This window comes from Nocardioides cremeus (assembly GCF_030518195.1).
Lineage (GTDB): Bacteria > Actinomycetota > Actinomycetes > Propionibacteriales > Nocardioidaceae > Nocardioides > Nocardioides cremeus.
In genome coordinates this window covers 63299-88869 of record NZ_JAULSC010000010.1, presented here as the reverse complement: position 1 = coordinate 88869, position 25571 = coordinate 63299, and the positions used below count along the sequence as shown (strand labels likewise).

The following is a 25571-nucleotide window of genomic DNA, read 5'->3' as shown; positions in this document are numbered from 1 at the left end:
GTACTCCACCACACCAGAGGCACCGGCGTCCGCCAAGTCCTCGCCCCCCGACGTGAGCAGGCTCTCGTCGGCGTGATCACCCCTCCTCACCGGGTGTCCGCGCAGGTCATCCGCGGGTTCCGCGCCCTCCCGACCCCCTCACGAGGGCCGTCGCGGATTTACCGTCCGGTCGGCGTGCCGGCGCCCCACGTGCCGCCGAAGGCGGCCTCGGTGGCGGCGTCGATGCCCGCGCAGAGCTCCTCGAGGTCGGCCCCGCGCACCTCGGCCATGGTGCGCACCGTCAGCGGCACCAGGTAGGAGGCGTTGGTGCGCCCGCGGTGCGGGTGCGGGGTCAGGTACGGCGCGTCGGTCTCGACCAGCAGCCGGTCGAGGGGCACCAGGGCCAGCGCCTCGCGCAGCGGGTCGGCGTTCTTGAAGGTCACGGTGCCGGCGAAGGACAGGTGCGCGCCGCGGTCGAGGCAGCGCCGCGCGAAGTCGGCGTCGCCGGAGAAGCAGTGCATCACCCAGCGCTCGGGGGCGCCCTCCTCGTCGAGGACGGCCAGCACCTCCTCGTGGGCGTCGCGGTCGTGGATGACCAGGGTCTTGTCGAGCCGCTTGGCGATGTCGACGTGGCGGCGGAAGGACTCCACCTGCGCGGCGCGGCCCTCCTCGCCGGTGCGGAAGTGGTCGAGGCCGGTCTCCCCCACCGCGCGCACGCCGGGGTGCGCGCCGGCCAGCTGCTCGATCTCGGCCAGCGCCGCGTCCAGCTGGCCCGCGGCGGCCAAGCGTGGCGCCTCGTTGGGGTGCAGCGCGACGCCGGCGACCAGGGCGTCGTACGCCGCTGCCGCCTCGACCGCCCAGCGCGCGCCGGGCAGGTCGCACCCGATCTGCACGACGCGGGTGACCCCCACCGCGGCGGCCGCGGCCAGCGCGTCGGCGACCGGGAGCGCCGCCTCGTCGCCGCGCCCCATGTCGAGGTGGCAGTGGTTGTCGACGACCGGGTGCGGCAGCGGCGCCGGCACCGGGGGCAGGTCGTCGCGCGGCGGGGTCGGCCCCGTGCCCGGCGAGCTCACGTGCCGCTGATCCGCTCGAGGACCGCCTCGGCCGCGGCGTCGGGCGCCTGGGCGGGGATCCAGTGGGTGACGCCGCGCAGCACGACCAGCTCGTAGGGCGCGTCGACGTAGTGCTCGGTGGCCTCGACCCCGCTGCGGTCGAGGAAGGAGTCGCCGTCGGACCAGACCATCGTGGTCGGCACGGTGACGTGGCGCGGCACCTGGCGGCGGTCGAGCAGGCCCAGCGCGCGGTACCACATCAGCCCGCCGCGCAGCGCGCCGTGCTCGACGATGCCGGTGCGGAACTGCTCGACCTCGGCGGCGCTCATCCCGCCGCGGCGCAGGATGCGCGCGGCCAGCGCCGGGCGGGCCAGCACCCGCTCGGCCAGGCCGCGGACCTGGAAGACGCCGACGTACCAGGAGCGCAGCGGCTGCAGCGAGCCGCGCATGGAGCGGGCGAAGGCGCCGGGGTGCGGCACCGAGAAGGCGGTCAGGGTGCGCAGCAGCTCGGGGCGGGTCTGGGCCAGCGACCAGGCCACGATCGCGCCCCAGTCGTGCCCGACCAGGTGCACCGGCCCGCCGACCCGCTCGACGAGGGCGGCCACGTCGGCGGTGAGCAGCTCGAGGCGGTGGTCGCGGCGGCGCGGGGGCCGCGCGCCCGGGGAGTAGCCGCGCTGGTCGGGGGCCAGGGTGCGGAAGCCGTGGGCGTGCAGCCGGGCCGCGACCTGGTGCCAGCTGGAGGCCCGCTCGGGGAAGCCGTGCAGCAGCACGACCACGTCGCCGTCGAGGGGGCCGTCGTCGATGACGTCGAAGACCAGGCCGTCGTGGGTGTAGGAGGAGATCCGCTCCAGCGTGCGCCCGCTCACCGCACGTGCACCAGCTGGTAGACCTCGCGCTTGGGCACCCCGGCCAGCCGGGCCACCTCGGCGATCGCTTCCTTGCGCGTCATGCCCTGATCCTCCCGCTCGGCGACGGCCGCGACGAGGGCGGGGGGCTCGGTGGAGATCGCGGCGCTCGGGGCGGCGCCGGTGACCACGATGGTGACCTCGCCGCGCACCCCCTCGGCGGCCCAGCCGACCAGCTCGCCCAGCGGCCCGCGGCGCACCTCCTCGTGGGTCTTGGTCAGCTCGCGGCACACCGCGGCCACCCGGTCCTCGCCCCACGAGGTCGCCATCGCGGCCAGCGCGGCCTCGGTGCGGTGCGGGGCCTCGAAGAAGACCATCGTGCGCTCCTCGTCGCGCAGCGAGTCCAGGCGCCGCGAGCGCTCGCCGGCCTTGCGGGGCAGGAAGCCCTCGAAGCAGAACCGGTCGACCGGCAGCCCGCTGACCGCCAGGGCCGTCAGCACCGCGCTGGGCCCCGGCACCGAGGTGACCCGCACCCCGGCCTCGACGGCCGCGGCCACCAGCCGGTAGCCGGGGTCGGAGACGCTGGGCATCCCGGCGTCGGTCACCAGCACCACCCGCTCGCCGGCCAGCAGCGCCTCGAGCAGCGTGGGCGTGCGCGCCTGCTCGTTGCCCTCGAAGTAGGAGATGACGCGCCCGCCGAGCTCGATGCCCAGGTCGGTGGTCAGGCGCCGCAGCCGGCGGGTGTCCTCGGCGGCGACCACGTCGGCGCCGGACAGCTCGGCGGCCAGGCGGGGCGGCGCGTCGCCGGCCTGGCCGATGGGGGTGGCGGCCAGCACCAGCACGCCGTACGGGACGGGATGCTCGCTCACGAGCCGGTGACAGGGGTCGAACCTGCGACATCCTCTTTACAAGAGAGGTGCTCTGCCAACTGAGCTACACCGGCGGGGGCGCCCAGCCTAGCCAGGCCCGGCCGTGCGCGGGCCGAGCGGGGCTCAGCTCATGCCGCCGTCGTGGGCCACCACCGCGCCGGTCATCATCCGGGCGTCGCCGGAGGCGAGGTAAACGATGGTCGAGGCGATCTCGTCGGGGGTCGAGGCGCCGCCGGGCAGCATCGCCAGCAGCCGGTCGGAGACCCGCGGGTCGAGGTCGGCGGGGTAGGTCTCGGCGACCCTGGCCACCAGCGGGGTGTCGACGGTGCCGGGGCACACGGCGTTGACGCGGATGCCGTCGGGCGAGAGCTCGAGGGCCAGCGAGCGGGTGAGCTGGGTCAGCCCGCCCTTGGCGACGGCGTACGCCGCGGCGTAGGGCTGCGGGATCCGTCCGGCCACCGACGAGACGTTGACGACGCAGCCCCGGCTGGCGCGCAGGTGCGGCAGCGCGGCCTGGATCAGGAAGAACGGACCGCGCACGTCGACGGCCTGGATGCGGTCGAAGACCTCCTCGGTGACGGTCTCGAAGCGGCCGAACTGCACGATGCCGGCGACGTTGGCCAGCACGTCGATGCCACCGGCCTCGGCACAGGTGGCCACGGCGGCGTCGACCGCGTCCTTGTCGGCGACGTCGCACTTCACGAAGGTGACCCCCTCGGGCACGCTCGTGGCGATGTCGAGCCCGAAGACGGTGTCGCCGAGGGCGCGGAACCTCTCGGCGGTGGCGAACCCGATGCCGGAGGCGGCCCCGGTGACGACGACGACGCGATTGCTCATAGCCGCAACCTAGAACACGTTCTAGTTCCTCGGCAAGGGTGAGGACCTGCGGCCCGACCCTGGGATCATGGCGCCATGGACGCCCCCCTCCTGCACGAGCCGCACCACGACGGCTCCGCGCTCTACCTCGACCCCGAGACCCCCGCGCCCGGCTGGCCCGTGCGGGTGCGGCTGCGCACCTGGGTCGGCGACGAGGTCGAGGCGGTCTGGCTGCGCACGACGTACGACGCCGAGCCGGTCTTCCACCGCTGCGCCGAGATCACCCGCGACGAGACCGGCGACGCCCCCGCCGAGGGCGGCTCGGTGTGGTGGGAGGGCGAGCTGCCGGTGCACAACCCGGTCACCCACTACCGCTTCCTGCTCGCCGGCCCCGGCGGCACCCAGCGCTGGCTGACCGCCGCGGGCGTCGTCGAGCACGATACCCCCGACGCCTTCGACTTCCGCGTCTCCAGCCACGCCGCGCCGCCCGAGTGGGGCCGCGAGGCCGTGGTCTACCAGGTCTTCCCCGACCGGTTCGCGCGCTCCGCGGCCGCCAACGAGCGCGAGACGCCGCCGTGGGCGGTGCCGGCGGCCTGGGACGACGAGGTGGTCTTCGAGGGCTCCGACCCGCGCACTCCCCTGCAGCTCTTCGGCGGCGACCTCGACGGGGTCACCGAGCACCTCGACCACGTCGCCGCCCTCGGCGTGAGCGTGCTCTACACGACCCCGGTCTTCCCCGGCGAGTCCAACCACCGCTACAACGCCTCCACCTTCGACGGCGTCGACCCGCTGCTCGGTGGTGACGAGGCCTACGCCCGGCTCTCGGGCGCGGTGCACGAGCGCGGGCTGCGGCTGCTCGGCGACCTGACCACCAACCACACCGGCGACACCCACGAGTGGTTCCGCGCCGCGCTGGCCGACCCCGAGGGGCCCGGTCGCGGCTGGTACTGCTTCCGCGCCGACGGCTCCTACGAGTGCTGGATGGGCCACCACACCCTGCCCAAGCTCGACCACACCGACCCGGGGCTGCGCGAGGCGATGACCGAGGGGCCCGACAGCGTCGTGGCGCGCTGGCTGCGCCCGCCGTACGACGTCGACGGCTGGCGCATCGACGTGGCCAACATGACCGGGCGGCTCGGCGCCACCGACGTGGCCCACGACGTGGCCCGCACCGTGCGCGCGACCGCGCAGGCCCAGCGGCCCGACGCGCTGGTCATCGGCGAGCACAACCACGACGCCTCGACCGACCTCGACGGCGACGGGTGGCACGGCACGATGAACTACTCCGGGTTCTCGTGGCCAGTGTGGTCGTGGCTGCGCGACGAGGCCTCGCCGGCGCGCGCCTTCGGCCGGCCGCTGCCGGTGCCGCGGCGCGGCGGCGCGCTGGTGGCGCGCACGATGCGCGAGTGGACCGCCCGGCACGGCTGGCGGGCCACCACCTGGTCGTGGAACATCCTGGGCTCCCACGACTCCGCGCGCATCCGCACCCTGGTCGGCTCCCCCGAGCAGCACCGGGTCGCCGCCGGGCTGCAGTTCACGCTGCCCGGCGTGCCGATGCTCTTCGCCGGCGACGAGATCGGGCTCGAGGGCGTCAACGGCGAGGACGCGCGCCGCCCGATGCCCTGGGGCTCCCCCGCGACCTGGGACCGGCAGACCATGGGCACCTACGCCGCGCTCGCGCGGGTGCGCGCCGAGCACCCCGCGCTGGTGCGCGGCGGGCTGCGCTGGGCCCACGCCGACGACGACACCCTCATCTACGTGCGCGAGCACCCCGCCGGCTCGGTGCTGGTCTGCGCCCGGCGCGCGCCCGGCGAGGCGATCAGCCTGCCCGCGGCCGCGCTGGCGCTGCCCGCGCTCGACGGGGCCCCGGCCCGCCCGGTCGGCGACCCCGCGCCGCTGCTGGCCACCGAGGGCGCGCCGGCACCACTCGTCGTACGCGACGGGGAGCTGGAGGTGCCCGCCGGCGGGCCCGGCGTGACGCTGTGGCGGCTCTGAGCGGGCGGGCCTAGGCTCACCGGATGGCCCTGCGCATCGTCGCCAGCCGACCCGACCCCGCGATCATCACCCTGCCCTGGGCGACGCCGCTCGAGGAGTGGGGCGAGGAGCACGTGGTGCCGCTGCCGCGCGGGCTCTCGCGCCACGTGGTGCGCATCGTGCGGCTGCGCGAGCGGGTGTACGCCGTCAAGGAGACCGTCGAGCCGATCGCGTTCCGCGAGTACCGGCTGCTGCGCGACCTGCAGCGGATGGGGATGCCCGCGGTGGTGCCGCAGGGAGTGGTCGCCGGGCGCCTCGACGCCGACGGCGAGGAGCTGCCGGCCGCGCTGATCACCCAGCACCTGCGCTTCTCGCTGCCCTACCGCAGCCTCTTCAGCCACGGCGCCGGGCGCGAGGACCTGCCGCGGCTGGTCGACGCGCTGGTGGTGCTGCTGGTGCGCCTGCACCTGGCCGACTTCTACTGGGGCGACGTGTCGCTGTCGAACGTGCTCTTCCGGCGCAGTGCCGAGGGGTTCGCGGCGTACCTCGTCGACGCCGAGACGGGCGAGCTGCGCCCCAGCCTGTCGCGCCAGATGCGCGAGCACGACGTCACCGTGGCCACCGAGAACGTCTTCGCCGAGCTGCTCGACCTGCAGGCCAGCCTGCCCGAGGGCGGCTCCATGGCCCGGGCCATCGAGCCGCACGAGGTCGTCGAGCTGCTCCAGCGCCGCTACGACGAGCTGTGGAGCGAGCTGACCGGGCACGAGGAGTTCTCCGCCGGCGAGCTGTGGCGCATCGAGCGGCGCCTGGAGCGGCTCAACGACCTCGGCTTCGACGTCGACGAGCTCGACATCGTCACCGACTACGACGGCGACCAGGTGCGCATCCAGCCCAAGGTGGTCGAGGCCGGCCACCACCGCCGCGAGCTGCAGTCGCTGACCGGCCTCGACGTCGAGGACGCCCAGGCCCGCCGGCTGCTCAACGACCTGGCCGCCTTCACCGCCACCTACGACCTGGGCCGCGAGGACCGCCAGCTGGTCGCCAACCGGTGGCTGACGAAGATCTACGAGCCGCTGGTCGCGCTGATCCCCGACGAGGCGCGCGGCAAGCTCGAGCCGGCCCAGTTCTTCCACGAGGTGCTGGTGCACCGGTGGTACCTCTCCGAGCGCGCGGGTCGCCCCGTCGACATCTTCGACACCGCCCGCGACTACATCGACAACGTCCTGGGCTCCAAGCCCGAGGAGGCGCTGGCCGCCGACGAGGACCCCACCTCCGACGACCCCGACCCGGACGAGACGCCCCCCGACCCCGCCGACGCGCCGACCGACGCCGGCGGCGTACGCCGCTGACGCCCACGGGTCAGGTCGGGCCAGGTCCTTGATGTTCCACCGGGTACCCGATGGAACTGGCGTCGCCTGGCTGGATCTTCAGCGTGGTGACAGGAGGTTCATCGGGTACCCGATGGACCTTCGGCCCCGCGCCCAGAGGGGTCAGGGGCGGCAGACGCGGCAGGTGGTGAGGTGGCCGTTGTGCTCGCCGACGGGGTGCAGGTCGCTGCGGTGGGCGATCAGGGCGCAGTCGCGGCGGTGCATGGTGGTGCCGTCGCCAGCGGTGACCGGGAGCGCGGAGACGTCGACCCCGTCGTCGCGGGTGGCCGCGGCGCGCGAGGTCACGTCGGCCAGCACCAGCAGGGTGTCGGCCAGGCGCTTGGAGGACTCGCGGCCGTCGTCGGCGATGCGGGCCAGCCAGGCCCCGAAGTAGAGGAAGCCGCCGCAGAAGGTCAGCCCGAGCCCGAGCAGGCCGCCGGAGACCAGGTAGGAGATCTGGTCGTACTCGTAGGGCGTGTTCGCCGCGCCGTACCAGCCCAGGATGATCACCACGAGGCCCAGCGGGAGCAGCACCGCGCCGGCCCAGAAGAGCACCACCTGCAGCAGCCGGTAGTTGTTGTTCTTCAGCGGCGCCGCGCCGTTGCCGCCGCCGCGCGAGCCGGCCCGGGGCAGCGAGCCGAGCGACGAGGCGCCGGTGCGGGCACCGGAGGCGGGTGCAGCCGGGGTGGCGGGGGTCGCGGGGGCGGCCACGGCGGTGCCGGTCGGGGTGGGTGCGGGGTTGACGGTGGTCATCGCTCAGGCCTTTCGGAGGTCGGGGAGGCCGCTGTCGAGGCCGTGGGGACAGGCGCCGCCGCCCCCGAGGGCCATCACCCCGAGGCGGCGCAGGTAGGAGCCGGCGACCGTGGCGGCCGCGATGGCGCCGAGGAGCAGGGCGCCGGGGATGGAGAAGAGCGGCGGCAGCCCTGCGGCGGGGGCCGCGTCGACCAGGTCGCCGTCGGCGGAGTCGCCGCCGGGCACGGCCGGCTCGCCGGCGGTGCCGGGAGTGCCGGGGGTGCCAGCGGTGCCGCCGCCGGTGCCGGCGCCACTGGTCCCGCCGCCGCCGGTCGGGCTGGTCGGGTCGCCGCCCCCACCGGTGGTGTTGTTGTCGGGCACCTCCCCGATCGGGATGTCGACGGGCTGCGAGGTGTCCACGACGCTGGTGGCGTTGCCGAGCGTGATCACGAACTTCGGCGCCAGGTTGAGCGCGGCGCCCAGCACGCTCTTGAGCTGCCCGGCCTCCTCGGGGATCTGGTTGATCAGGTCGGCGAGCGCGTTGAGCGGCAGCGCGTCGAGCTGGCGGCGCAGCACCCCGGAGTCGATGACGACCTGGATGCCCTGCACCGTGCTGGTCGCCTTGTCGCCCTCCTTCTCGTACGACGGCTGCGGCAGCAGCAGCTGGATGCCCAGCGCCTCGAGCGCCGCGCCCGCCTCGTCGGGCAGGCCCGGCACCGGTGCGGCCTGGCCGGCGGCCTCGAAGCCGTCGGCGCCGAAGCGGAACTTCTGCCCGGCGATGGTCAGCACGCCGTAGTCGGCGCTGCCGCCGGTGGTGCCCTTGGCGCCGTCGCTGCCGGCCACGGCTCGGGCGGTGATGCCCGACAGGGTCACCACGCCGCCCAGCAGGCTGACGTCGCCGACGGCCGAGCGCGAGACCGCGCGCACCTCGGTGGGGTCGTTGGTCACGACCGACTCGGCGGCGTACCCGCCGAGGTCGACGAGCGCGGCGAGCTCCGCGGGGATCTGGCACTCGACCTCCTCGTCCTCGGCACGCTCCTCGGCCCGCGCCCGCGCCCGTGCCGTACGACGCTCGCGTGCGGTGGGGGCGCCGGCGTCGGAGCGCGAGCCGCTCGGCCCGCCGAGCACGCCACCGCCGCCGCCGGTCAGGGAGCCGGCCAGCCCGTCGGTGAGCGAGCCCAGGCCGGGGATGCCGGGCAGGCCCGGGATCTCGGGGAGGCCGGGCAGCCCGGGCGCACCCGGGCCGTCGCCGCCGTCACCTCCGTCGTCGCCGCCGTCCTCACCGGACGCGCCGGGCTCGCCGAGGCGGCAGTCGGTGGAGTAGCCGACCTCGGCGAAGGTCTTGGACTCGGTCGCACGGGTGCGGTTGACGACGCCGGGGAAGGGCTCGTCGGCCTGGCGCTCGGGGCCGGTCGGGTGGTTGGAGTTCACCTGCACGGGGTAGCCATCCTCGGCGAGCGGGGCGACCAGCTCGGGCGGCAGGCCCAGGTTCTCCAGGATGGTCTTGAACCCCTCCCCCACGGCGTCGCCGGGCCACATGAAGCTGGCCCGCCCGCGCGAGGTCGAGGAGTCGGCCTTGACCACGCTGTAGCCGAGGTTGAGCTCGGCCTGCGGGGTGGCGGGGATCGGGATGGTGGGCTCGTAGATCTCGATGCGCACCGGGGTGGCAGTGGTGGTCGCGGCGTACCCGGCGAACGGCGGGTCGCCCTCGGAGGCTCCCACGACGGCGCCGGCCGGGGCGGAGGCCAGCGGCAGCCCGGCACCGACCAGCGCGGTGGCGGCCAGCGAGAGCAGCACGCGGCGGGCCGCGGCGCCCGGGCGGCGCGCGGACGAAGCGGTGGTCTGGCGGCTCATGCCGCACCTCCCAGGATGACGTCGGACATGGTCTCGAGGATCTCGGCGGGCTCGCCGGTGGCCACGACGCGGCCACCGCTCATCACCGCGGCGTAGTCGGAGACCCGCAGCGCGGTGCGGGCGAACTGCTCGATGCACAGGATGGAGACGCCGGACTCGGCGATCTGGGCGACGGTGTCGTAGAGCTCGTCGACGATCAGCGGCGCCAGGCCCATCGACAGCTCGTCGAGCAGCAGCAGCGCCGGGTCGGAGGCCAGGGCCCGCGACATCGCCAGCATCTGCTGCTCACCGCCCGACATGGTGCCGGCGAGCTGGCCGCGGCGCTCGAGGAGGCGCGGGAAGTAGGTGAACGCGGTCTCGAGGACCGCCTCGGCCGAGACCCCGGCGTACGACATCAGGGTCAGGTTCTCGGCCACGGTCAGGTTGGGGAAGACCGAGCGGCCCTCGGGCACGGTGCACAGCCCGAGCCGGGCGAGCTCCTCGGGGCCGGCGCCGTGCACGTTGACGCCGCCGAGGTGCACGTCGCCGGAGGAGGCCGACTTCTGCCCCGAGATGACCTTGATCAGGGTCGACTTGCCGGCGCCGTTGGGCCCCAGCAGCGCCATCACCGCGCCCTTGGGCACCGCCAGGTCGACCCCGCGCAGCACCTCGATGCGTCCGTAGGCGGCGTGCAGGTCGACGACCTCGAGGATCGGGACGCTCATCGGGCACCTCCGGGCAGGGGGCCGGCGCCCACGGGCGGCAGCACGGTCGTGTCGTCGCTGAGCACCGGCAGGTCGGTGCGGGTGCTCTCGGCGGGGTGCTCGGCCGACCCGACGTGGGCCGGCTCGGCCTCGTCCTCGGGCGCGTAGCCGAGGTAGGCCTTCTGCACCGCGGCGTCGCCGCGGACCTCCTGGGGGGTGCCGGAGGCGATCACCGACCCGAAGTCGAGCACGTGGATCTCGTCGCACACGCCCATCACCAGGTCCATGTCGTGCTCCACCATCAGGATCGCGCGGCCCTCGGCGGCCAGGTCGCGCAGCAGGTCGCCGAAGTCGTCGGTCTCGGTCTCGTCGAGGCCCGACGAGGGCTCGTCGAGCAGCAGCAGCTTCGGGTCGCCGGCCAGGCAGCGGGCCAGCTCGAGCAGCCGGGCGGTGCCGGTCGGGATCGAGTCGGCGCGCTCGTCGGCGTACGCCGCGATGCCCACCCGCTCGAGCAGCGCGTCGACCCCGCCCCGGGAGGACGAGCCGAGCCCACGCACCGCGCCCAGCACGCCGCGGTGGATGTCGGCGGCCACCCGCACGTTGTCGCGCACGCTGAGCGACCCGAAGGCCTCGAGGCGCTGGAAGGTGCGGCCCATCCCCCGCTTGGAGCGGCGGTGCACCGGCACCGAGGTCACCTTGCGCCCGTCGAAGCGCACCGCACCGCGGGTGGGCTTCTGCAGGCCGGAGATGACGTTGAAGCAGGTGGTCTTGCCGGCACCGTTGGGCCCGATCAGACCGGTGACCCGGCCCGCCTCGGCGGCGAAGCAGGCCTCGTTGACGGCGGTGACCCCGCCGAACTGGACCACGACGTGGTCAACCTCGAGGAGCGGCATGCGCACCCACCTCCCGGCTGGGGTCTGCGATGAGGGGGACGTCGACCGACCCGTCGGCGTGCAGCCCGACGCTGGTCAGGGACGGCTCGGCGCCGGCGTTGGCCTCGGCCTCCGCGTGCATCCGCCGCTGGGCCTCGCCGGGGGCGGGCAGCACGGGGATGCGGGCGCGGACCTTGGTGCCGAAGCGCCGGTCGAGCAGGCGCCCGAGCTTGAAGAGCTGGTTGGCCAGGCCGTTGGGGTCGCGGCCCAGGGCCACCGCGCCGAAGCCGATGACCGCGAAGATCAGCCCGGCCGCCGAGGGGTTGGAGGACTGGAAGACCGGAAGCAGCATCAGCCCGACCCCGCCGAGGGCGGCGCCGGTCACCGAGGTGACGCCGAAGACCACGGCCAGCAGCAGCAGCGGCAGCGAGTTGAAGTACTGGAACTCCGCGGCCCCGACGGAGCCGCGCAGCCCGGCGTAGAGGGCACCGGCGAGACCGGCCATGCCGGCCGAGAGGCCGAAGAGGCCGACCCGGAACCAGCGGGCGTCGAGGCCGAGGGTGCCGCAGGCCGCCGGGCTGTCGCGCAGCGCGATGAGCATCCGGCCCAGGGTGCCGCGGCGCAACCACAGCAGGGCCAGGCCCATCAGCACGAAGAACAGCGCCATCACCCACACGTAGGCGGCGGTCGAGCCGATCGTGACGCCGAGCACGGAGAGCCGCTCGGCGCCCAGGGTGCCGTTGAAGCCGAAGGCGAACTCGGCCTGGAAGACCATCTTCTCCATGATCACGCCGAAGGCGAGGGTCGAGAGCGCCAGGTAGAGGCCGGTCAGCCGGATCACCGGCAGCGCCACCAGCGCCCCGACCCCGGCGGCGATCAGCGCCGAGAGCGCCAGCCCGACGAGGTTGGCCTGCTCGAGCTTGACGTAGGCCAGCGCGCCGACGCCGGCGAAGGTCAGCTGCGCCAACGACACGTGGCCGCCGTACCCGGTCAGCAGCACCAGCGAGAGCATCACCATCGCGTACGTCGCCGCGGTGCCCAGCAGCAGCAGCTTGGACTCGCCGAAGGCGGTGGCCAGGAAGGCCACCCCCAGCAGCAGCGCGCCGCCCCAGCCCAGCGCCCGGAACAGCGAGGGCTGCGGCGCGGAGACGATGCCCTTGACCTGGCCGATGCGCAGCTGGGCCTGGGGCATCGCGACGATGACGACGAAGAGGAACAGCGCCGGCACCACGTTGCGCACGCTGTTGAGCAGGCCGTCGGTGGGCAGGTAGCCCGAGGCGTAGGAGGTGATCAGGCCCAGCGACATCGCGCCCAGGAAGGTCAGCGGCAGCGACTTCAGGCGCCCGAGCATGGCCGCGGCGTAGGCGTTGATGACCAGCAGGGTCAGCGCGTAGTAGTCGAGGCCGACGGTCGAGACCAGCAGCACCCCGGCCAGTGCGGCCAGCGAGGTGCCGACGGCCCAGGACAGGGCGGCGACCTGCTCGGGCTTGCCGCCGAAGAGCTTGAGCAGCTCGGGGTTGTCGACCGAGGCCCGCATCGCGGTGCCGATGCGGGTGCGGTTGAGCAGCACGTAGAGGCCGACCGCGACCACGCCGGACAGCGCGATCGTGATGATCTGGTGGGCGGTGACGAAGATGCCGAAGAGCTCGACGTCGCTGCCGGGGAAGAACGGCTGCACGCTGCGCGGCTCGGGCGGCCAGATCTGGGTGGCCAGGCCGATGCACCCAACCAGCAGACCGACGGTGACCACCAGCGAGACCGAGACCGGGCCCTCGCCGAGCCCGCGGGTCACGAAGCGCTGGATGAACCAGCCCACCCCCGGCGCGACCACGAAGAGCACCAGGAAGAGCGCCAGCCACAGCGGCATCCCCTGCCGGACGCTGAAGTCCCAGAAGACGAAGGACATCACCATGCCCAGCGCACCGTGCGCGATGTTAAAGACCCGGGTGGTGCTGTAGGTCAGCACCAGCCCGCTGGCCGCGATCGCGTACGCCGCCCCGCTGAACAGGCCGAAGAGCGTGAACGCCAGGAACGAGCTCATCGGACGGTCGTGATCCCGTTGCAGGTGTACTTCGAGCCGCCCACCGGCACCCAGCTGCCGCCCTTGACCTGGATGAAGCGCCAGCACTCGCCGGTCTGCTTGGGCCCCACGACCTGGCGCGAGTGCAGGTCGTTGGCGGTCCAGGCGTTGACCTTGCGCAGCGAGTCGACGAGCGAGGCACGGTCCAGCCGCCCGCCCAGGCCGACCGACTGCTCGACGAAGAGACGGGCCGCCGACCAGGCGAAGACCCCGAAGAAGGTGGGCTCGGCGCCGGGCTTCACCTGCTGCAACCAGCTGAGGTAGAGCTGCGTCTCGGGGTTGGACCCGGCCTCCTCGAAGGGCACGAAGTTGGTGAACACGGTGGCCCCCTCGACAGCGTCGCCGCCCTGCAGGAACTCGCGGGTGTAGGCGGTGGGGTCGAGCATGTAGACGTCGGGCTCGAAGTTCTGCTGCTGCATGGCCTGGGCGAGCTTGGCGGCCTGCGAGGCGGCCCCGATGAACTGCACGTAGCCCACGTCGCGGTCCTTCATCTGCTGCACGTAGGGCGCGTAGTTGAAGTCGGAGACCTCGATGGCCTGCTCGTAGACGAACTTCATGCCGCGCTGGGTCATCGCCCGGAGCTGCAGCTTGCCGTTCTCGGAGGCCGCCCCGGCGTTGATGTAGAGCATCGCGGCCTTCTGCGAGGCGGCCTTGAAGTTCTTCAGGACGTAGTCGGGCACGGCGTTCTGGAACTGGGTGGCCACCGTCGACTGCGCGCCGAAGCAGGTGTCGCAGGCACCGCGGGTGCCGGTGACGGCCGCCGAGCGGATGTCGGGCAGGCCGCACTTCTCGGCCTCGGCCGCGCCGCCGGAGTCGAAGGCCGACATCGATCCGATCATCGCGAAGGTGTTGGAGCAGGCGTCGGCGTAGGCCTGCTGGTTGCCGCCGGAGTCGGTGCGCGAGTCGTAGTTCTTCAGCGCCAGCGAACGGCCGCAGATGCCGTCGGGGTTGGTCTTGTTGTAGAAGGCCACGTAGGCCTTGGTGGCGTCCTGGGCCGCCTCGAAGAGCCCCGGCACCGGTCCGGAGATGTCGGCGGCGTTGCCGATGGTGATGGTGGAGTCGGTGATGCCCGGCCCGTTCTTGAAGCCGTCGCACGACGCGGCCTTGCCGCCCCCGTCGGCCGAGCTCTCACCACCCGGGTCGGTGGTCGAGCCGCCGCTGCCGCCCGAGGAACCGCCGGACGAGCCGCCCGAGGAGCCGCTGGAGCCGGAGCTGCCCGAGCTGCCGCTCGAGCCGTCGGTGCCCGGGACGCCACCGGCGCCCGGGTCGCCGCCGGCGACGGTGCCGTCGTCGCCGACCACTGAGCCGTCGACGGCGGTGCCGCCGAGCGTGCCACCGGCCCCGACGACGTCGTTCGGGTCGAGGTTGGAGCCACAGGCGGCGAGCACCAGGCAGAGCGAGCCCGCCGCGACGGCCGTGGCGGCGCGTCGGACGTCTCGCAGGGACCGTCGAGCGGACACCGGACCTCCAAGAACTAGAACGTGTTACTGATTCTCAACGAGTGTGCCCTACAAAGGTGACGCTGCCCACAGCGAATTGGAACGAGTTTCAGGCGATCCCACCCCGGGAGGGGTTGTCGACACGCGTCAGGTCGTGGGGGAGGTGGCCCCGCGGCACCTCCTGAGGCGCAGGACGGCCCCGCGACGGCGCGTCATCGTCCACCACCGTGGACACCCCGTTGTGACGCGGACCACCCCGACATACCGTCGGCACGGACGCGCAGGGCATCGGGCCCGGGCGCGAGGAGAGAGGGCCGATGAGCGTGCGGGAGAGCTTCGACTACGTGGTGGTGGGCGCGGGCAGCGCCGGGGCGGTGCTGGCCGCCCGGCTGACCGAGGACCCGACCACCACGGTGCTGCTGCTGGAGGCGGGCGGGCCGGCGGAGTCCGACCACATCTCGGTGCCGGCGGCCTTCCCGAACCTCTTCAAGACCCGGTGGGACTGGAACTACCAGACCACCGAGCAGAAGCAGCTCGGCCGACGCGCCTACTGGCCGCGGATGAAGGCGCTCGGCGGCTGCTCGTCGATGAACGCGATGATCTACATCCGCGGCAACGCCGCCGACTACGACACCTGGCGCGACGACCACGGCGCGCACGGGTGGGGCTACGACGACGTGCTCCCCTACTTCCGCCGCGCCGAGGCCAACAGCCGCCACGGCGGGCCCTTCCACGGCCAGGACGGCCCGCTGCACGTCGAGGACCGCCGCTACACCCACGAGCTCACCGAGGCCTGGGTCGAGTCGGCGGTCGTCTCGGGCATGGCCCGCAACGACGACTTCAACGGCGCCAGCCAGGAGGGCGCCGGGCTCTACCAGGTCACCTGCCACCAGGGCCGGCGCTGGTCGACGGCGCGCGCCTACCTCGACCCGGCCGCCGACCGGCCCAACCTCACCGTGCGCACCGGCGCGCTCGCCGAGAAGGTCGTCGTCGAGGGCGGTCGCGCCGTGGGCGTGCAGTACCAGCACGGCCGCGGCAGCCGCACGACGTACGCCGCCGCCGAGGTGCTGCTGTGCGGCGGGGCGGTCAACAGCCCGCAGCTGCTGATGCTCTCGGGCATCGGCCCCGGCGAGCACCTGCGCGAGGTCGGGGTCGAGGTGGTGCTCGACCAGCCCGCGGTCGGCGCCAACCTGCACGACCACCCCGCGCTGCCGCTGGTCTTCGAGACCCGCGGCACCACCGACCTGGCCGAGCTCAACACCCTGGGCACCTTCGCGCGCGCCAAGCTGATGGGCCGCGGCCCGCTGACCTCCAACGTCGGTGAGGGCGGCGGCTTCTGGCGCACCCGCGAGGGCCTGCGCGCCCCCGACCTGCAGGCCCACGTCGCGCCCAGCGGCTTCTGGGACAACGGGCTGCACGAGCCGACCAGCCGCAAGGTCACCGTAGCCCCGACGCTGGTGCACGTGGCCAGCCGCGGCTCGCTGCGGTTGCGCTCGGCCGACCCGCGCTGGCACCCCGACATCGATCCCGGCTACTACGACGACCAGGCCGACCTCGACGCGATGACCGCCGGCGTACGCCGGATGCTCGACGTGGTCGCCACCGGCCCGCTGGCCGAGCTGGTCGCCGGGCCCGGGCTGCCGACGATGCGCTGGGGCACCGACCCCACCGACGCCCAGATCGAGGAGCACCTGCGCGCCGAGACCCAGACCCTCTACCACCCCGTCGGCACCTGCGCGATGGGTGACGACGAGCGTGCCGTGGTCGACCCCGAGCTGCGGGTGCGCGGCATCGAGGGCCTGCGCGTCGTCGACGCCAGCGTGATGCCGATGGTCACCCGCGGCAACACCAACGCCCCCACCATCATGATCGGCGAGAAGGCCGCCGACCTCGTGCGCGGCCGCGTGCCGGTCGGCGCCACGAGCACCGGCAGCCCCGTCGGCACCGCCAGGAAGGACCACCGATGAGCGAGCACACCCAGGAGCAGGACCGGCAGAAGCTGGAGTCCTTCGACCCCGCGACCGGCGACGTGGTCGGCGTCCACGCCGTCGACGACACCGCCTCGGTGGAGGCCGCCGTGGCCCGGGCCCGGGCCTCGGCCGGCTGGTGGGCCGGCATCGGCTTCGACGCCCGCGCCGAGGTGCTGGCCCAGTGGCGCGCGGTGCTGACCCGCCGGATGGCCCAGCTGGCCGACGTCGTGCACGCCGAGACCGGCAAGCCGCACGCCGACGCCCAGCTCGAGATCGGCCTGGCCATCGACCACCTGGCCTGGATCGGCTCGAAGGCCGAGAAGGTGCTGGGGCGCCACCGGGTCTCCTCGGGGCTGCTGCTGGCCAACCACGCCGCGTCGGTGGAGTACCTGCCGCTCGGCGTCGTGGGCGTGATCGGACCCTGGAACTACCCGGTCTTCACGCCGATGGGCTCGATCGCCTACGCCCTGGGCGCCGGCAACACCGTCGTCTTCAAGCCCAGCGAGCTGACCCCCGGCGTGGGGGTCTGGCTCGCCGACAGCCTGCGCGAGGTGGTGCCCGACCAGCACCTGCTGCAGACGGTCATCGGCTGGGGCGAGACCGGCACCGCGCTGTGCCGCGCCGACATCGACAAGCTCGCCTTCACCGGCTCGACCGCCACCGGCAAGTTGGTGATGGCCACCTGCGCCGAGAACCTCACACCGGTCGTGATCGAGGCCGGCGGCAAGGACGCGCTGATCGTCGACGAGGACGCCGACCTCGAGGCCGCCGCCGACGCCGCGGCCTGGGGCGCCTTCTCCAACGCGGGCCAGACCTGCATCGGCGTCGAGCGGGTCTACGTGCACGAGAAGGTCGCCGACGACTTCGTGGCCCGGCTCTCCGACAAGGCGAAGGCGCTGCACGCCGGTGTCGACGCCGACGCCAAGCTCGGCCCGATGACGATGAGCAGCCAGCTCGAGGTGGTGCGCAGCCACGTCGACGACGCGCTGGCCCGGGGCGGGCGCGCCGTCGTCGGCGGGCCCGAGTCGGTCGACGACCGCTACGCCCAGCCGGTGGTGCTGGTCGACGTGCCCGAGGACTCCCTGGCCGTCACCGAGGAGACCTTCGGCCCGACCGTCGTGGTCAACCGGGTCAGCTGCATGGACGAGGCCGTCGAGCTGGCCAACGCCGGCAAGTACGGCCTCGGCGGCGCGGTCTTCTCCGGTCGCCAGGGCCCCGACATCGCCCGCCGGCTGCGCTCGGGGATGACCTCGATCAACTCGGTCATCGCCTTCGCCGGCGTGCCCTCGCTGCCCTTCGGCGGCGTCGGCGACTCCGGCTTCGGGCGCATCCACGGCGCCGACGGCCTCAAGGAGTTCACCTACGCCAAGGCGGTGACCCGCCAGCGGATGAAGCCGGTACTCAACCTGACCACCTTCGAGCGCACCGACGAGCAGGACACCCTCTTCGTCACCATGCTCACCGCGCTGCACGGCCGCGCCAGCCAGATCACCAAGCGCCCGCTGCGCGAGCGGGTGGCGGCGGTGCGGGAGCGCCGCCGGGGCTGAGCCCGGCCGAGGGAGTTTTGTCGGCCGGCCGATGAATCTCCTGGGTGGCCGATGAAGCTTCATCGGCCACCCACCAGCTCTGTCGGCTGGCCGATGAATCTCCCGCGGGCCGGCTCAGCCCTGGTCGATCTGCGGGTCGAGCTCCGGGGCGGTGCCCTCGCCGATCCCGTCGTCGAGGCCGTCGTCGGGGCCGTCGCCGGGGGCGATCGGGCCCGGGGCGGGACCGTCGGTGGGCTGGTCGTCGGGGTCGGGCTCCACGGCCAGCTCGTCGAGCTCGACGTAGTCGTCGACGACCCAGACGCCGTTGGTCTGCAGGTTGACGGTCTGGATGCCGACCGGGCTGCCGTCGCGGTAGGTGATCAGCGAGACCTGCGCCTCGCGGCGGATCTTCGAGCCGAGCGCGATGGCGTACGCCGCCCCGCCCGTGGTGCCCATCGTGAACCGGTAGCCCACCCGCGGCCCGATCTCCTCCGCGCGCTCCTGTCCGCTCTCGTCGTCCGCGTCCGCGTCCGCGCCGGCCTCGGCCCCGGTGTCGGGCTCGTCGGCGGGCTCGTCGGAGAGCTCGTCGGCCACCACCGGGTCGGGGCCCTCCTGCACGTGCAGGTGGCCGCCCACGACCAGGTCGACGCAGCCGCGGCGCAGCGCCTCGGAGGCCAGGTTGGCGTCGTGGACCAGCACCGTGTCGATCGGCTCGTCGGCGGCGCAGGCGGCGTCGGCGAGGCGCTCACCGACGTCCTCGAAGCTCAGCCCGCCTTCGTCGCGCCAGCTGCCCAGCCCGCTGGCCCGGGGGTCGGCGACACCGAGCAGGGTGCCGCCGCCGGGGCCCTCGACGACCTCGCCGTCGAGCATCGTCCAGCCCTGGTCGGCGAGGTACTCGACGACGAAGGTGCCGTTGTCGTGGTTGCCGGCCACGCCCCAGCGCGGCTGGTCCCCGAAGGCGGCCGAGACCGAGTCGAGCGAGAACGCCTCCCAGCTCGAGCCGGTGGAGGTGTCGTCACCGCCGTTGAGCACCCCGCTCGCGCCTGCGCGGTCGCCGACGGCGCGGGCCACCGCGTCCATCTGGATGTTGTCGTGGCGGTCGCTGACCATGGTCACGACCACCTCCCCCTCCTCGGGGGTGCGCAGGTCGAGCTCGCCGGCCGCCTCTGCCGCCTCGGTGTAGAACGTCTGCGACTTGTCGTAGGTGTTGACGGCCGACTCGATCAGGCGCCGCGACTGGTTGGTGGTCAGGTCGGCGCGGATCTCGACGCCGTCGACCTCCTCGGGCAGCGGCACGCCGGCGCCGACGAAGTCGGCCAGCGGCACCCACTCGCGCTCGTCGTCGGCGGCCTCGACCGCGTCGTCGGCGGGGGTCCAGGGCTGCCAGAGGCCCAGCACCATCGCCACCGCCAGCACCGCCGCGAGCACGCCGTACGGCGTGGGCAGCGCCACCAGCAGCTGGCGGCGCCGGTCGCGGCCGAGCAGCAGCCAGACCAGCACCGGCACCGCGCCGATGACCAGGCCGCGCAGCAGCGCGTCGAGGGCCATGTCCTCGATCGCCGAGCGCAGCTTGGCCTGCGGGCCCTCGGGCGCCGAGGCGATCAGCGCGTAGCGCTGCACCAGCTCGTCGGTGCTGGCGGCCTCGGTCTTGCCCAGCTGCACCTGCACGCCCAGCGGCAGGTCGGAGGCGATGCGCAGGTCGGGCAGCACCGGCCCGGTGAGCAGCTCGACCTGCCCGTTCAGGGTCGGGCGGACCACCGACTCGTGGCTCGCCAGGCTGACCTCGCGCTCGCTGCTGAGGAACAGGAAGCCGGCCGCGAGCAGCGAGCCGCCCAGCCAGACCGCGAGGAACCCGAGCACCACCGCGCCGCGCACGGTGTGCCCGAGCAGCCGGCCGCGCAGGCCCCGCTCGGCCGCCGGGTCGGCGACCTGCGGGGAGGCGGGGTCAGGCTCGGGCACGGGCGATCGCGTAGAGGGTCACGCTGGCGGCGACGCCGGCGTTGAGGGATTCCAGCTGGTTGGCCATCGGGATCGAGACCAGCTGGTCGCAGTTCTCGGCGACCAGGCGGGAGAGGCCGTTGCCCTCGGAGCCGACCACGACCACCAGCGGGCCGTCGGCCAGGTCGAGGTCGGGCAGGTCGACGTCGCCGTCGGCGGCCAGGCCCACGACCATGCAGCCGGCGTCCTGGTACTCCTTGATCTGGCGGTTCAGGTTCACCGTCTGCGCGACCGGGATCCGCGCGGCGGCGCCGGCGCTGGTCTTCCACGCCGAGGCGGTCATGCCGGCGGCGCGACGCTCGGGGATGACCACCCCGTGGGCGCCGAAACCGGCCGCGCTGCGCACGATCGCGCCCAGGTTGCGCGGGTCGGTGACCGAGTCGAGCATCACGATCAGGGCCGGCTCGCCCATCTCCTTCGCGCGCTCGATCAGGTCGTGCGGGTCGGCGTACTCGTAGGAGGGGATGCGGGCCGCGAGACCCTGGTGCACCGCACCCTGGGTGAGCCGGTCGAGCTCGCCGCGGCCGACCTCGAGCAGGCTGATGCCCTTGTCGGCGGCCAGCGCGAAGACCTCGCGCAGGCGGCCGTCGCGCTCGGCGCCCTCGGCGACGTACACGCCGGTGACCGGCACGCCCTCGCGCAGCGCCTCGAGCACCGAGTTGCGCCCGGCGATCCACTCGGCGTCGCTGCTGCCGCGGCGCTTCTGCGAGCCGCCCTTCGACTGCGAGCGGTTCTTCTCGGCGCGCTTGGCGGCCTTGTGCGCCTGGTGGTACTCGCGGTCCTTGGCCTTCGGCGTCGGGCCGCGGCCCTCGAGGCCGCGCTTGACCCGGCCGCCGGAGCCGGCGGTGGGGTTGCCCTTGCCGGACTTCTTGATCGCGCCCTTGCGCTGGGAGTTACCGGCCATTGATGAGGCTCCACTTCGGTCCGTCGGGGGTGTCCTCGACCTCGATGCCCGCCGCCTTGATCTGGTCGCGGATGGCGTCGGCAGCGGCGAAGTCCTTCGCCGCGCGCGCCTGGGCACGCTGGTCGAGCAGGCCGCGGACGAGGGCGTCCACGGCAGAGGTGAGCTGGTCGTCGTGGCCACCGGCCGGGCCCCACGCGGGGTCGGCCGGGTCGAGCCCGAGCACGCCCAGCATGGCGCGCACGGAGGCCGCGTTGCCGCGCAGCGCGGCCGAGTCGGCCCCGGCCCCGGCCCCACCAGCACCGTCGGCGAGCAGCTTGTTGCCCTCGCGGACGACGTCGAAGACCGCGGCCACCGCGGCCGGCGTACCGAGGTCGTCGTCCATCGCGGCCACGAAGTCGGCGCAGTGCATGCCGGTCGCGGGGACGTCGCCGACGACGGCGCGGGCGCGCTCGAGGTAGGCCTCGATGCGCCGGAAGCCGACCGCGGCCTCCTCGAGGGCCTCGAAGCTGAACTCGACGTGGCTGCGGTAGTGGGCCGAGACGATGTAGTAGCGCAGCTCGATGCCGCGGAAGCGCTGGAGCACCGACGGGATCGTCAGGCTGTTGCCCAGCGACTTGCTCATCTTCTCGCCGGCGGTGGTGATCCAGGCGTTGTGCATCCAGTACGACGCGAAGCCGTGCCCGGCCGCGCGGCTCTGTGCCTGCTCGTTCTCGTGGTGCGGGAAGCGCAGGTCGACGCCGCCGCCGTGGATGTCGAAGGCCTCGCCGAGGTACTTGCCGGCCATCGCCGAGCACTCGATGTGCCAGCCGGGACGACCCGGGCCCCAGGGGCTGGGCCACGACGCGGTCGCGGGCTCGGAGGACTTGCGGCCCTTCCAGAGCGCGAAGTCGCGCGGGTCGCGCTTGCCGCGGGGGTCGGCGTCCTCGGCGGGCTCCATGTCGTCGAGGCCCTGCCGGGTCAGCTCGCCGTACGCCGGCCACGAGCGCACGTCGAAGTAGACGTCGCCCGAGCCGTCGGCCGCGGCGTAGGCGTGCCCCTTCTCGACCAGCTGCTCGATGAGCGTGACCATCTCGGGCACGTGCCCGGTCGCGGCCGGCTCGTAGGAGGGCGGCAGCACGTTGAGGGCGGTGTAGGCCCGGTCGAGCTCGCGGGACATGTCGTAGGCCAGGTTCCACCACGGGCGGCCCTGCTCGGCCGACTTGGTGAGGATCTTGTCGTCGATGTCGGTGACGTTGCGGATGAACGTCACCTCGAGGCCCTGGTGGACCAGCCACCGGCGCAGCACGTCGAAGTTGACCGCCGAACGCACGTGGCCCACGTGCGGCTCCGACTGCACCGTCAGCCCGCACACGTACACGCCCGCCCTGCCCTGCTGCAGGGGGACGAAGTCGCGGACGTCGCGCGTGGCGGTGTCGTAGAGCCGGAAAGTCACGGCCCAAGTGTAGGAGCGAGCCGACCCGCGCCCCGCATCCCCGCCCGGGCCGGGCCGCCGGTCCTCCACAGGGAGTTTCATCGGCCGGCCGACGAACCTGGCGGGTGGCCGATGAAACTTCATCGGCCACCCAGGAGTTCCATCGGCCGGCCGATGAAACTCCCGTCGGCCGATCTGTGACGCAAGTGACTGCTGTGACGTATCGTCGCCGAGTGCTGCGAACCCTCCTTCCCGCCACCGCGCTCGCGCTGGTGGCCACCGCGCTGGCCCCCGCCCCCACGACGTACGCCGCCGACGGCGGCGACGCCGCCACCTCGAGCAGCGCCTCGGCGCGCGCCGCCACCGCGGAGCGCAGCGCCACCAGCCGCAAGATCAACCACCAGGGCTGGGACGGCTCGGCGCAGTGGAAGAAGGGCCGGCTCGACTCGGCGCGGATCAAGCGCGGACGGGTCTTCCACCAGCCGGCGGCCGCGACGGCGCGCCGCGAGCTGGGCGGCACGACGTACACGACCGCGCGCTGGAACGGCCCGTGGCACCGCCCCGGGTTCGCCTTCACCGAGCTGATCGCGTCGTGGGAGGCCAAGACCCCCGGCGACAGCTGGATCGAGGTCGAGGTCAAGGGCCGCGCCGCCGACGGGCGCCGCTCGTCGTGGGACCTGATGGGCCGGTGGGCCGCAGGTGACAAGTTCGTCGAGCGCACCACCGTCTCGGGGCAGAGCGACGACCTGGCCTCGGTCAACGTCGACACCTGGAAGGCCCCCGCCGGGCTGGTCGCCTACCGGCTGCGGGTCACCCTGGGCCGCCGGGCCGGTGCCGGCAGCAACCCGCCGAGCGTGGGGGCGGTCGGCGCGATGGCCTCGCGACTGCCCTCGGGCTCGGTGCAGGCCTCGGCGCCCGGCGTGGTGAGCAAGGCCGGCGGCAAGGTCCTGCCCGTGCCGACGTACAGCCAGATGATCCACCAGGGCCACTACCCGCAGTGGGGCAACGGCGGCGAGGCGTGGTGCTCGCCCACCTCGACCTCGATGGTGCTCGGCTACTACGACGCGCTGCCCGCGGCCAAGGACTACTCCTGGGTGCCCGCCGGCCACCCCGACCCGTGGGTCGACCACGCGGCGCGGATGACCTACGACCACGGCTACGACGGCACCGGCAACTGGCCCTTCAACACCGCGTACGCCGCCCGCCAGACCGGGTCGGCCTTCGTGACCCGCCTGCGCAGCATGCGCGAGGCCGAGGTGCTCGTGGCCGCCGGCATCCCGGTGGTCATCTCGATCGCCTTCGACCGCGGCCAGCTCACCGGCGCGCCGATCAGCGCGTCCAACGGCCACCTGATGGTCGTGGTGGGCTTCACCGCCAACGGCGACGTCGTGGTCAACGACCCGGCCGGCGCCTCCAACGGCGCGGTGCGCCGCACCTACGACCGCGGCCAGCTCGAGAACACCTGGCTGCCCCGCTCAGGGGGCACGGCGTACGTCATCACCGACGCCGACCGCCCGCTGCCCTCGCCCGAGAAGCACTCCAACTGGTAGTCGGCAGACGGTAGCCGGCCGGCGGGCGCCGGCGGCTACTCGTCGGGCGTCGAGGTGTCGGTCGCGCTGAAGTCGACCTCGTCGAGCCCGGTGGCGCCGTCGGGCAGCACGTCGCGCTCGACGTCGGTCTGCACGTTGCCGGCGGCGTCGGTGGCACGCACCCGCACCCGGTGGTCACCGGGCGCGACCTCGGTGGTGCCGGCCCACTGCACCCAGGTGTCGGCGCTGGGTACCCGGCCCAGGTCGGCGGCGACCCACTCGCCGCCGTCGACGGAGAACTCGACGGCCGCGATGCCGGTGCCCTGCATCCAGGCGACGCCGCCGAAGGCGACCCGGCCGGCGGGCACGTCCTCACCCGAGCGCGGCACGTCGATGCGCGAGGCGATCTTGACCGGGCCGCGCTCGCCCCAGCCGCGCTGGGTCCAGTACGCCGAGAAGTCGGCGAAGCGGGTCACCTCGAGGTCGACGACCCACTTGGTGGCCGAGACGTAGCCGTAGAGCCCCGGCACCAGGGTGCGCACCGGGAAGCCGTGCTCGATGGGCAGCGCCTCGCCGTTCATCGCCACCGCCAGCATCGCGCCGCGCGCGTCGGTGAGCGCCTCGAGCGGGGTGCCGCAGGTCCAGCCGTCCTCGGAGGTCTGCAGCACCGCGTCGGCGCCGGGCAGCACCCCCGCCTCGGCGAGCAGCTCGGAGGTCAGCACGCCGGTCCACAGCGCGTTGCCGACCAGGTCGCCGCCGACGGGGTTCGACACGCAGTTGAGGGTCACCCACGCCTCGGTGCGCTCGCGGGCGAGCAGGGCGTCGTAGGTCAGCTCGATCTCGCGCTCGACCATGCCGTGGATGCGCAGGCGCCAGTCGACGGGGGCGATCGCAGGGACCACCAGGGCGGTGTGGATCTGGTAGAAGTCGTCGTTGGGGGTCTGCCACGAGGCGATGTCGTCGACGCCGAGGCTCGAGCCGCGCGGCGGCGGGGTCTGCCCGGCGCCCTCGATGCGCAGCAGCCGGCGGGTCTCCTCGACCGCCCGGCGCCCGGTGCCCAGCACCCGCCCGGCGCCGGCGACCACGACCGCGGCACCGCCCACGAGCGCCGCGCGCACCAGGAACGTACGCCGACCGTGCGCCCCGGCCCGCTCGTCGGCGGCCACCGGTGCGGCCGCGGGATCCTGCGCGGCGCGGGGCCGCTCGAGGCGGCGCAGCGGAGCGGTCAGCAGGCCGAGCACCAGCAGCCAGGTCAGGTAGCCGATGACCACCGGCAGCAGGTCGGCGGTGCCGGAGGCGCGCTGCAGCAGCACCGCCGCCGCGGTGACCAGGGCCAGCACCGAGTAGCCGGCCAGCGGCACCCACCAGCGTCGGCGGGCCGCGGAGCCGAGGGCGGCGAAGACCAGCGAGACGATCAGCAGGATCATCACCAGGAGCAGCGCCTTGTTGCCCGAGCCGAAGAAGCGGATCACGAAGTCGGCGACCGGGCCGGGGGTCAGCCGGATCACGCCCTCGGCGATCGCAACGACGGGCGACTCGCGGATGGTGAGCACCATCGCGGCGGTGTAGCTGGTCGCGAGACCGGCCAGCCCGGCCACCAGGCCAGCCAGGCGCCACAGCCCCGCACGCTCCTCCACCTGTCGATCATCCCCCACACCCCCTCAGCGGCCC

The 25571-nt window shown here is 73.9% G+C and carries 19 protein-coding genes and 1 tRNA gene; 5 read left to right on the top strand and 15 right to left on the bottom strand.

Translation table 11 applies throughout. The features are described 5' to 3' along the window. Nucleotides 1–158 precede the first annotated feature (158 nt). From QWJ41_RS11795 to QWJ41_RS11775, 5 genes are all read right to left on the bottom strand, one after another. Complete coding sequence (locus tag QWJ41_RS11795) at nucleotides 159–1052, bottom strand: TatD family hydrolase (protein ID WP_302708437.1); 894 nt, start codon at nucleotides 1050–1052, stop codon at nucleotides 159–161. After that, nucleotides 1049–1897: an alpha/beta fold hydrolase gene (locus QWJ41_RS11790; protein ID WP_302708436.1), complete on the bottom strand. Its 849-nt coding sequence runs from the start codon at nucleotides 1895–1897 to the stop codon at nucleotides 1049–1051. Before QWJ41_RS11790 ends, QWJ41_RS11795 begins: the two co-directional genes overlap by 4 nt. Continuing rightward, nucleotides 1894–2745 carry a 16S rRNA (cytidine(1402)-2'-O)-methyltransferase gene (gene rsmI, locus QWJ41_RS11785; RefSeq protein ID WP_302708434.1) on the bottom strand — a complete coding sequence of 284 codons (852 nt, stop codon included), beginning with the start codon at nucleotides 2743–2745 and terminating at the stop codon, nucleotides 1894–1896. The genes QWJ41_RS11790 and rsmI overlap by 4 nt, the downstream gene beginning before the upstream one ends. A 1-nt stretch (nucleotide 2746) precedes the next feature. After that, nucleotides 2747–2819: transfer RNA gene (locus tag QWJ41_RS11780), tRNA-Thr, on the bottom strand. A gap of 49 nt (nucleotides 2820–2868) precedes the next feature. Next, nucleotides 2869–3582: an SDR family NAD(P)-dependent oxidoreductase gene (locus QWJ41_RS11775; protein ID WP_302708432.1), complete on the bottom strand. Its 714-nt coding sequence runs from the start codon at nucleotides 3580–3582 to the stop codon at nucleotides 2869–2871. A gap of 75 nt (nucleotides 3583–3657) precedes the next feature. On the opposite strand from QWJ41_RS11775, the gene QWJ41_RS11770 reads away from it, so the two are divergent. Both QWJ41_RS11770 and QWJ41_RS11765 read left to right on the top strand, forming a co-directional pair. After that, nucleotides 3658–5556: a glycoside hydrolase family 13 protein gene (locus tag QWJ41_RS11770; RefSeq protein ID WP_302708431.1), complete on the top strand. Its 1899-nt coding sequence runs from the start codon at nucleotides 3658–3660 to the stop codon at nucleotides 5554–5556. Nucleotides 5557–5579: 23 nt separating this feature from the next. Then, entirely contained in the window at nucleotides 5580–6884 is a 1305-nt protein-coding gene (locus QWJ41_RS11765; protein ID WP_302708429.1) for a DUF4032 domain-containing protein, read from the top strand. 141 nt (nucleotides 6885–7025) lie between these two features. Here the strand turns inward: QWJ41_RS11765 and QWJ41_RS11760 are convergent, their stop codons facing one another. From QWJ41_RS11760 to QWJ41_RS11735, 6 genes are read right to left on the bottom strand one after another with little or no spacing between them, the layout of a single operon-like run. Next, nucleotides 7026–7655, bottom strand: a complete 630-nt coding sequence (locus tag QWJ41_RS11760; RefSeq protein ID WP_302708427.1) for a hypothetical protein — start codon at nucleotides 7653–7655, stop codon at nucleotides 7026–7028. Between the two features lie 3 nt (nucleotides 7656–7658). After that, a complete protein-coding gene (locus QWJ41_RS11755; protein ID WP_302708425.1) occupies nucleotides 7659–9488 on the bottom strand; it encodes a choice-of-anchor P family protein in 1830 nt (609 codons plus the stop codon). Next, entirely contained in the window at nucleotides 9485–10192 is a 708-nt protein-coding gene (locus QWJ41_RS11750) for an ABC transporter ATP-binding protein (protein WP_302708424.1), read from the bottom strand. The genes QWJ41_RS11755 and QWJ41_RS11750 overlap by 4 nt, the downstream gene beginning before the upstream one ends. Next, nucleotides 10189–11064, bottom strand: a complete 876-nt coding sequence (locus tag QWJ41_RS11745) for an ABC transporter ATP-binding protein (protein WP_302708422.1) — start codon at nucleotides 11062–11064, stop codon at nucleotides 10189–10191. Before QWJ41_RS11745 ends, QWJ41_RS11750 begins: the two co-directional genes overlap by 4 nt. Beyond that, entirely contained in the window at nucleotides 11045–13084 is a 2040-nt protein-coding gene (locus QWJ41_RS11740; protein WP_302708421.1) for an ABC transporter permease, read from the bottom strand. The genes QWJ41_RS11745 and QWJ41_RS11740 overlap by 20 nt, the downstream gene beginning before the upstream one ends. After that, nucleotides 13081–14583, bottom strand: a complete 1503-nt coding sequence (locus QWJ41_RS11735; protein WP_302708419.1) for an ABC transporter substrate-binding protein — start codon at nucleotides 14581–14583, stop codon at nucleotides 13081–13083. Before QWJ41_RS11735 ends, QWJ41_RS11740 begins: the two co-directional genes overlap by 4 nt. A gap of 296 nt (nucleotides 14584–14879) precedes the next feature. Here QWJ41_RS11735 and QWJ41_RS11730 point away from each other — a divergent pair, with 296 nt between their 5' ends. Beyond that, nucleotides 14880–16529 carry a GMC family oxidoreductase gene (locus tag QWJ41_RS11730; RefSeq protein ID WP_302708418.1) on the top strand — a complete coding sequence of 550 codons (1650 nt, stop codon included), beginning with the start codon at nucleotides 14880–14882 and terminating at the stop codon, nucleotides 16527–16529. After that, nucleotides 16526–18079: an aldehyde dehydrogenase family protein gene (locus tag QWJ41_RS11725; protein ID WP_302708417.1), complete on the top strand. Its 1554-nt coding sequence runs from the start codon at nucleotides 16526–16528 to the stop codon at nucleotides 18077–18079. The genes QWJ41_RS11730 and QWJ41_RS11725 overlap by 4 nt, the downstream gene beginning before the upstream one ends. A 114-nt stretch (nucleotides 18080–18193) precedes the next feature. Here QWJ41_RS11725 and QWJ41_RS11720 read toward each other — a convergent pair whose 3' ends face one another. The 3 genes from QWJ41_RS11720 to cysS are packed head-to-tail and all read right to left on the bottom strand — an operon-like array spanning nucleotide 18194 to nucleotide 22392. After that, entirely contained in the window at nucleotides 18194–20017 is a 1824-nt protein-coding gene (locus QWJ41_RS11720; RefSeq protein ID WP_302708415.1) for a metallophosphoesterase, read from the bottom strand. Beyond that, the gene (gene rlmB, locus QWJ41_RS11715) at nucleotides 20004–20960 is read right to left on the bottom strand and encodes a 23S rRNA (guanosine(2251)-2'-O)-methyltransferase RlmB (RefSeq protein ID WP_302708413.1); all 957 of its coding nucleotides are present in this window, start codon (nucleotides 20958–20960) and stop codon (nucleotides 20004–20006) included. The genes QWJ41_RS11720 and rlmB overlap by 14 nt, the downstream gene beginning before the upstream one ends. Next, complete coding sequence (gene cysS, locus QWJ41_RS11710; RefSeq protein WP_302708412.1) at nucleotides 20950–22392, bottom strand: cysteine--tRNA ligase; 1443 nt, start codon at nucleotides 22390–22392, stop codon at nucleotides 20950–20952. Before cysS ends, rlmB begins: the two co-directional genes overlap by 11 nt. A gap of 212 nt (nucleotides 22393–22604) precedes the next feature. Here cysS and QWJ41_RS11705 point away from each other — a divergent pair, with 212 nt between their 5' ends. Further along, nucleotides 22605–23921: a C39 family peptidase gene (locus QWJ41_RS11705; protein WP_302708410.1), complete on the top strand. Its 1317-nt coding sequence runs from the start codon at nucleotides 22605–22607 to the stop codon at nucleotides 23919–23921. 35 nt (nucleotides 23922–23956) lie between these two features. On the opposite strand, the gene QWJ41_RS11700 is transcribed toward QWJ41_RS11705, so the two are convergent. Next, entirely contained in the window at nucleotides 23957–25537 is a 1581-nt protein-coding gene (locus QWJ41_RS11700) for a molybdopterin-dependent oxidoreductase (protein ID WP_302708408.1), read from the bottom strand. Nucleotides 25538–25571: the final 34 nt, after the last annotated feature.

Bases quoted from the DNA above. Each gene is read 5' to 3' on its own strand.
- QWJ41_RS11750 (WP_302708424.1), bottom strand. From the start codon at position 10,192: ATGAGCGTCCCGATCCTCGAGGTCGTCGACCTGCACGCCGCCTACGGA.
- QWJ41_RS11745 (WP_302708422.1), bottom strand. From the start codon at position 11,064: ATGCCGCTCCTCGAGGTTGACCACGTCGTGGTCCAGTTCGGCGGGGTC.
- QWJ41_RS11765 (WP_302708429.1), top strand. From the start codon at position 5,580: ATGGCCCTGCGCATCGTCGCCAGCCGACCCGACCCCGCGATCATCACC.
- QWJ41_RS11755 (WP_302708425.1), bottom strand. From the start codon at position 9,488: ATGAGCCGCCAGACCACCGCTTCGTCCGCGCGCCGCCCGGGCGCCGCG.
- QWJ41_RS11775 (WP_302708432.1), bottom strand. From the start codon at position 3,582: ATGAGCAATCGCGTCGTCGTCGTCACCGGGGCCGCCTCCGGCATCGGG.
- QWJ41_RS11725 (WP_302708417.1), top strand. From the start codon at position 16,526: ATGAGCGAGCACACCCAGGAGCAGGACCGGCAGAAGCTGGAGTCCTTC.
- QWJ41_RS11760 (WP_302708427.1), bottom strand. From the start codon at position 7,655: ATGACCACCGTCAACCCCGCACCCACCCCGACCGGCACCGCCGTGGCC.
- rlmB (WP_302708413.1), bottom strand. From the start codon at position 20,960: ATGGCCGGTAACTCCCAGCGCAAGGGCGCGATCAAGAAGTCCGGCAAG.
- QWJ41_RS11730 (WP_302708418.1), top strand. From the start codon at position 14,880: ATGAGCGTGCGGGAGAGCTTCGACTACGTGGTGGTGGGCGCGGGCAGC.
- QWJ41_RS11740 (WP_302708421.1), bottom strand. From the start codon at position 13,084: ATGAGCTCGTTCCTGGCGTTCACGCTCTTCGGCCTGTTCAGCGGGGCG.
- QWJ41_RS11770 (WP_302708431.1), top strand. From the start codon at position 3,658: ATGGACGCCCCCCTCCTGCACGAGCCGCACCACGACGGCTCCGCGCTC.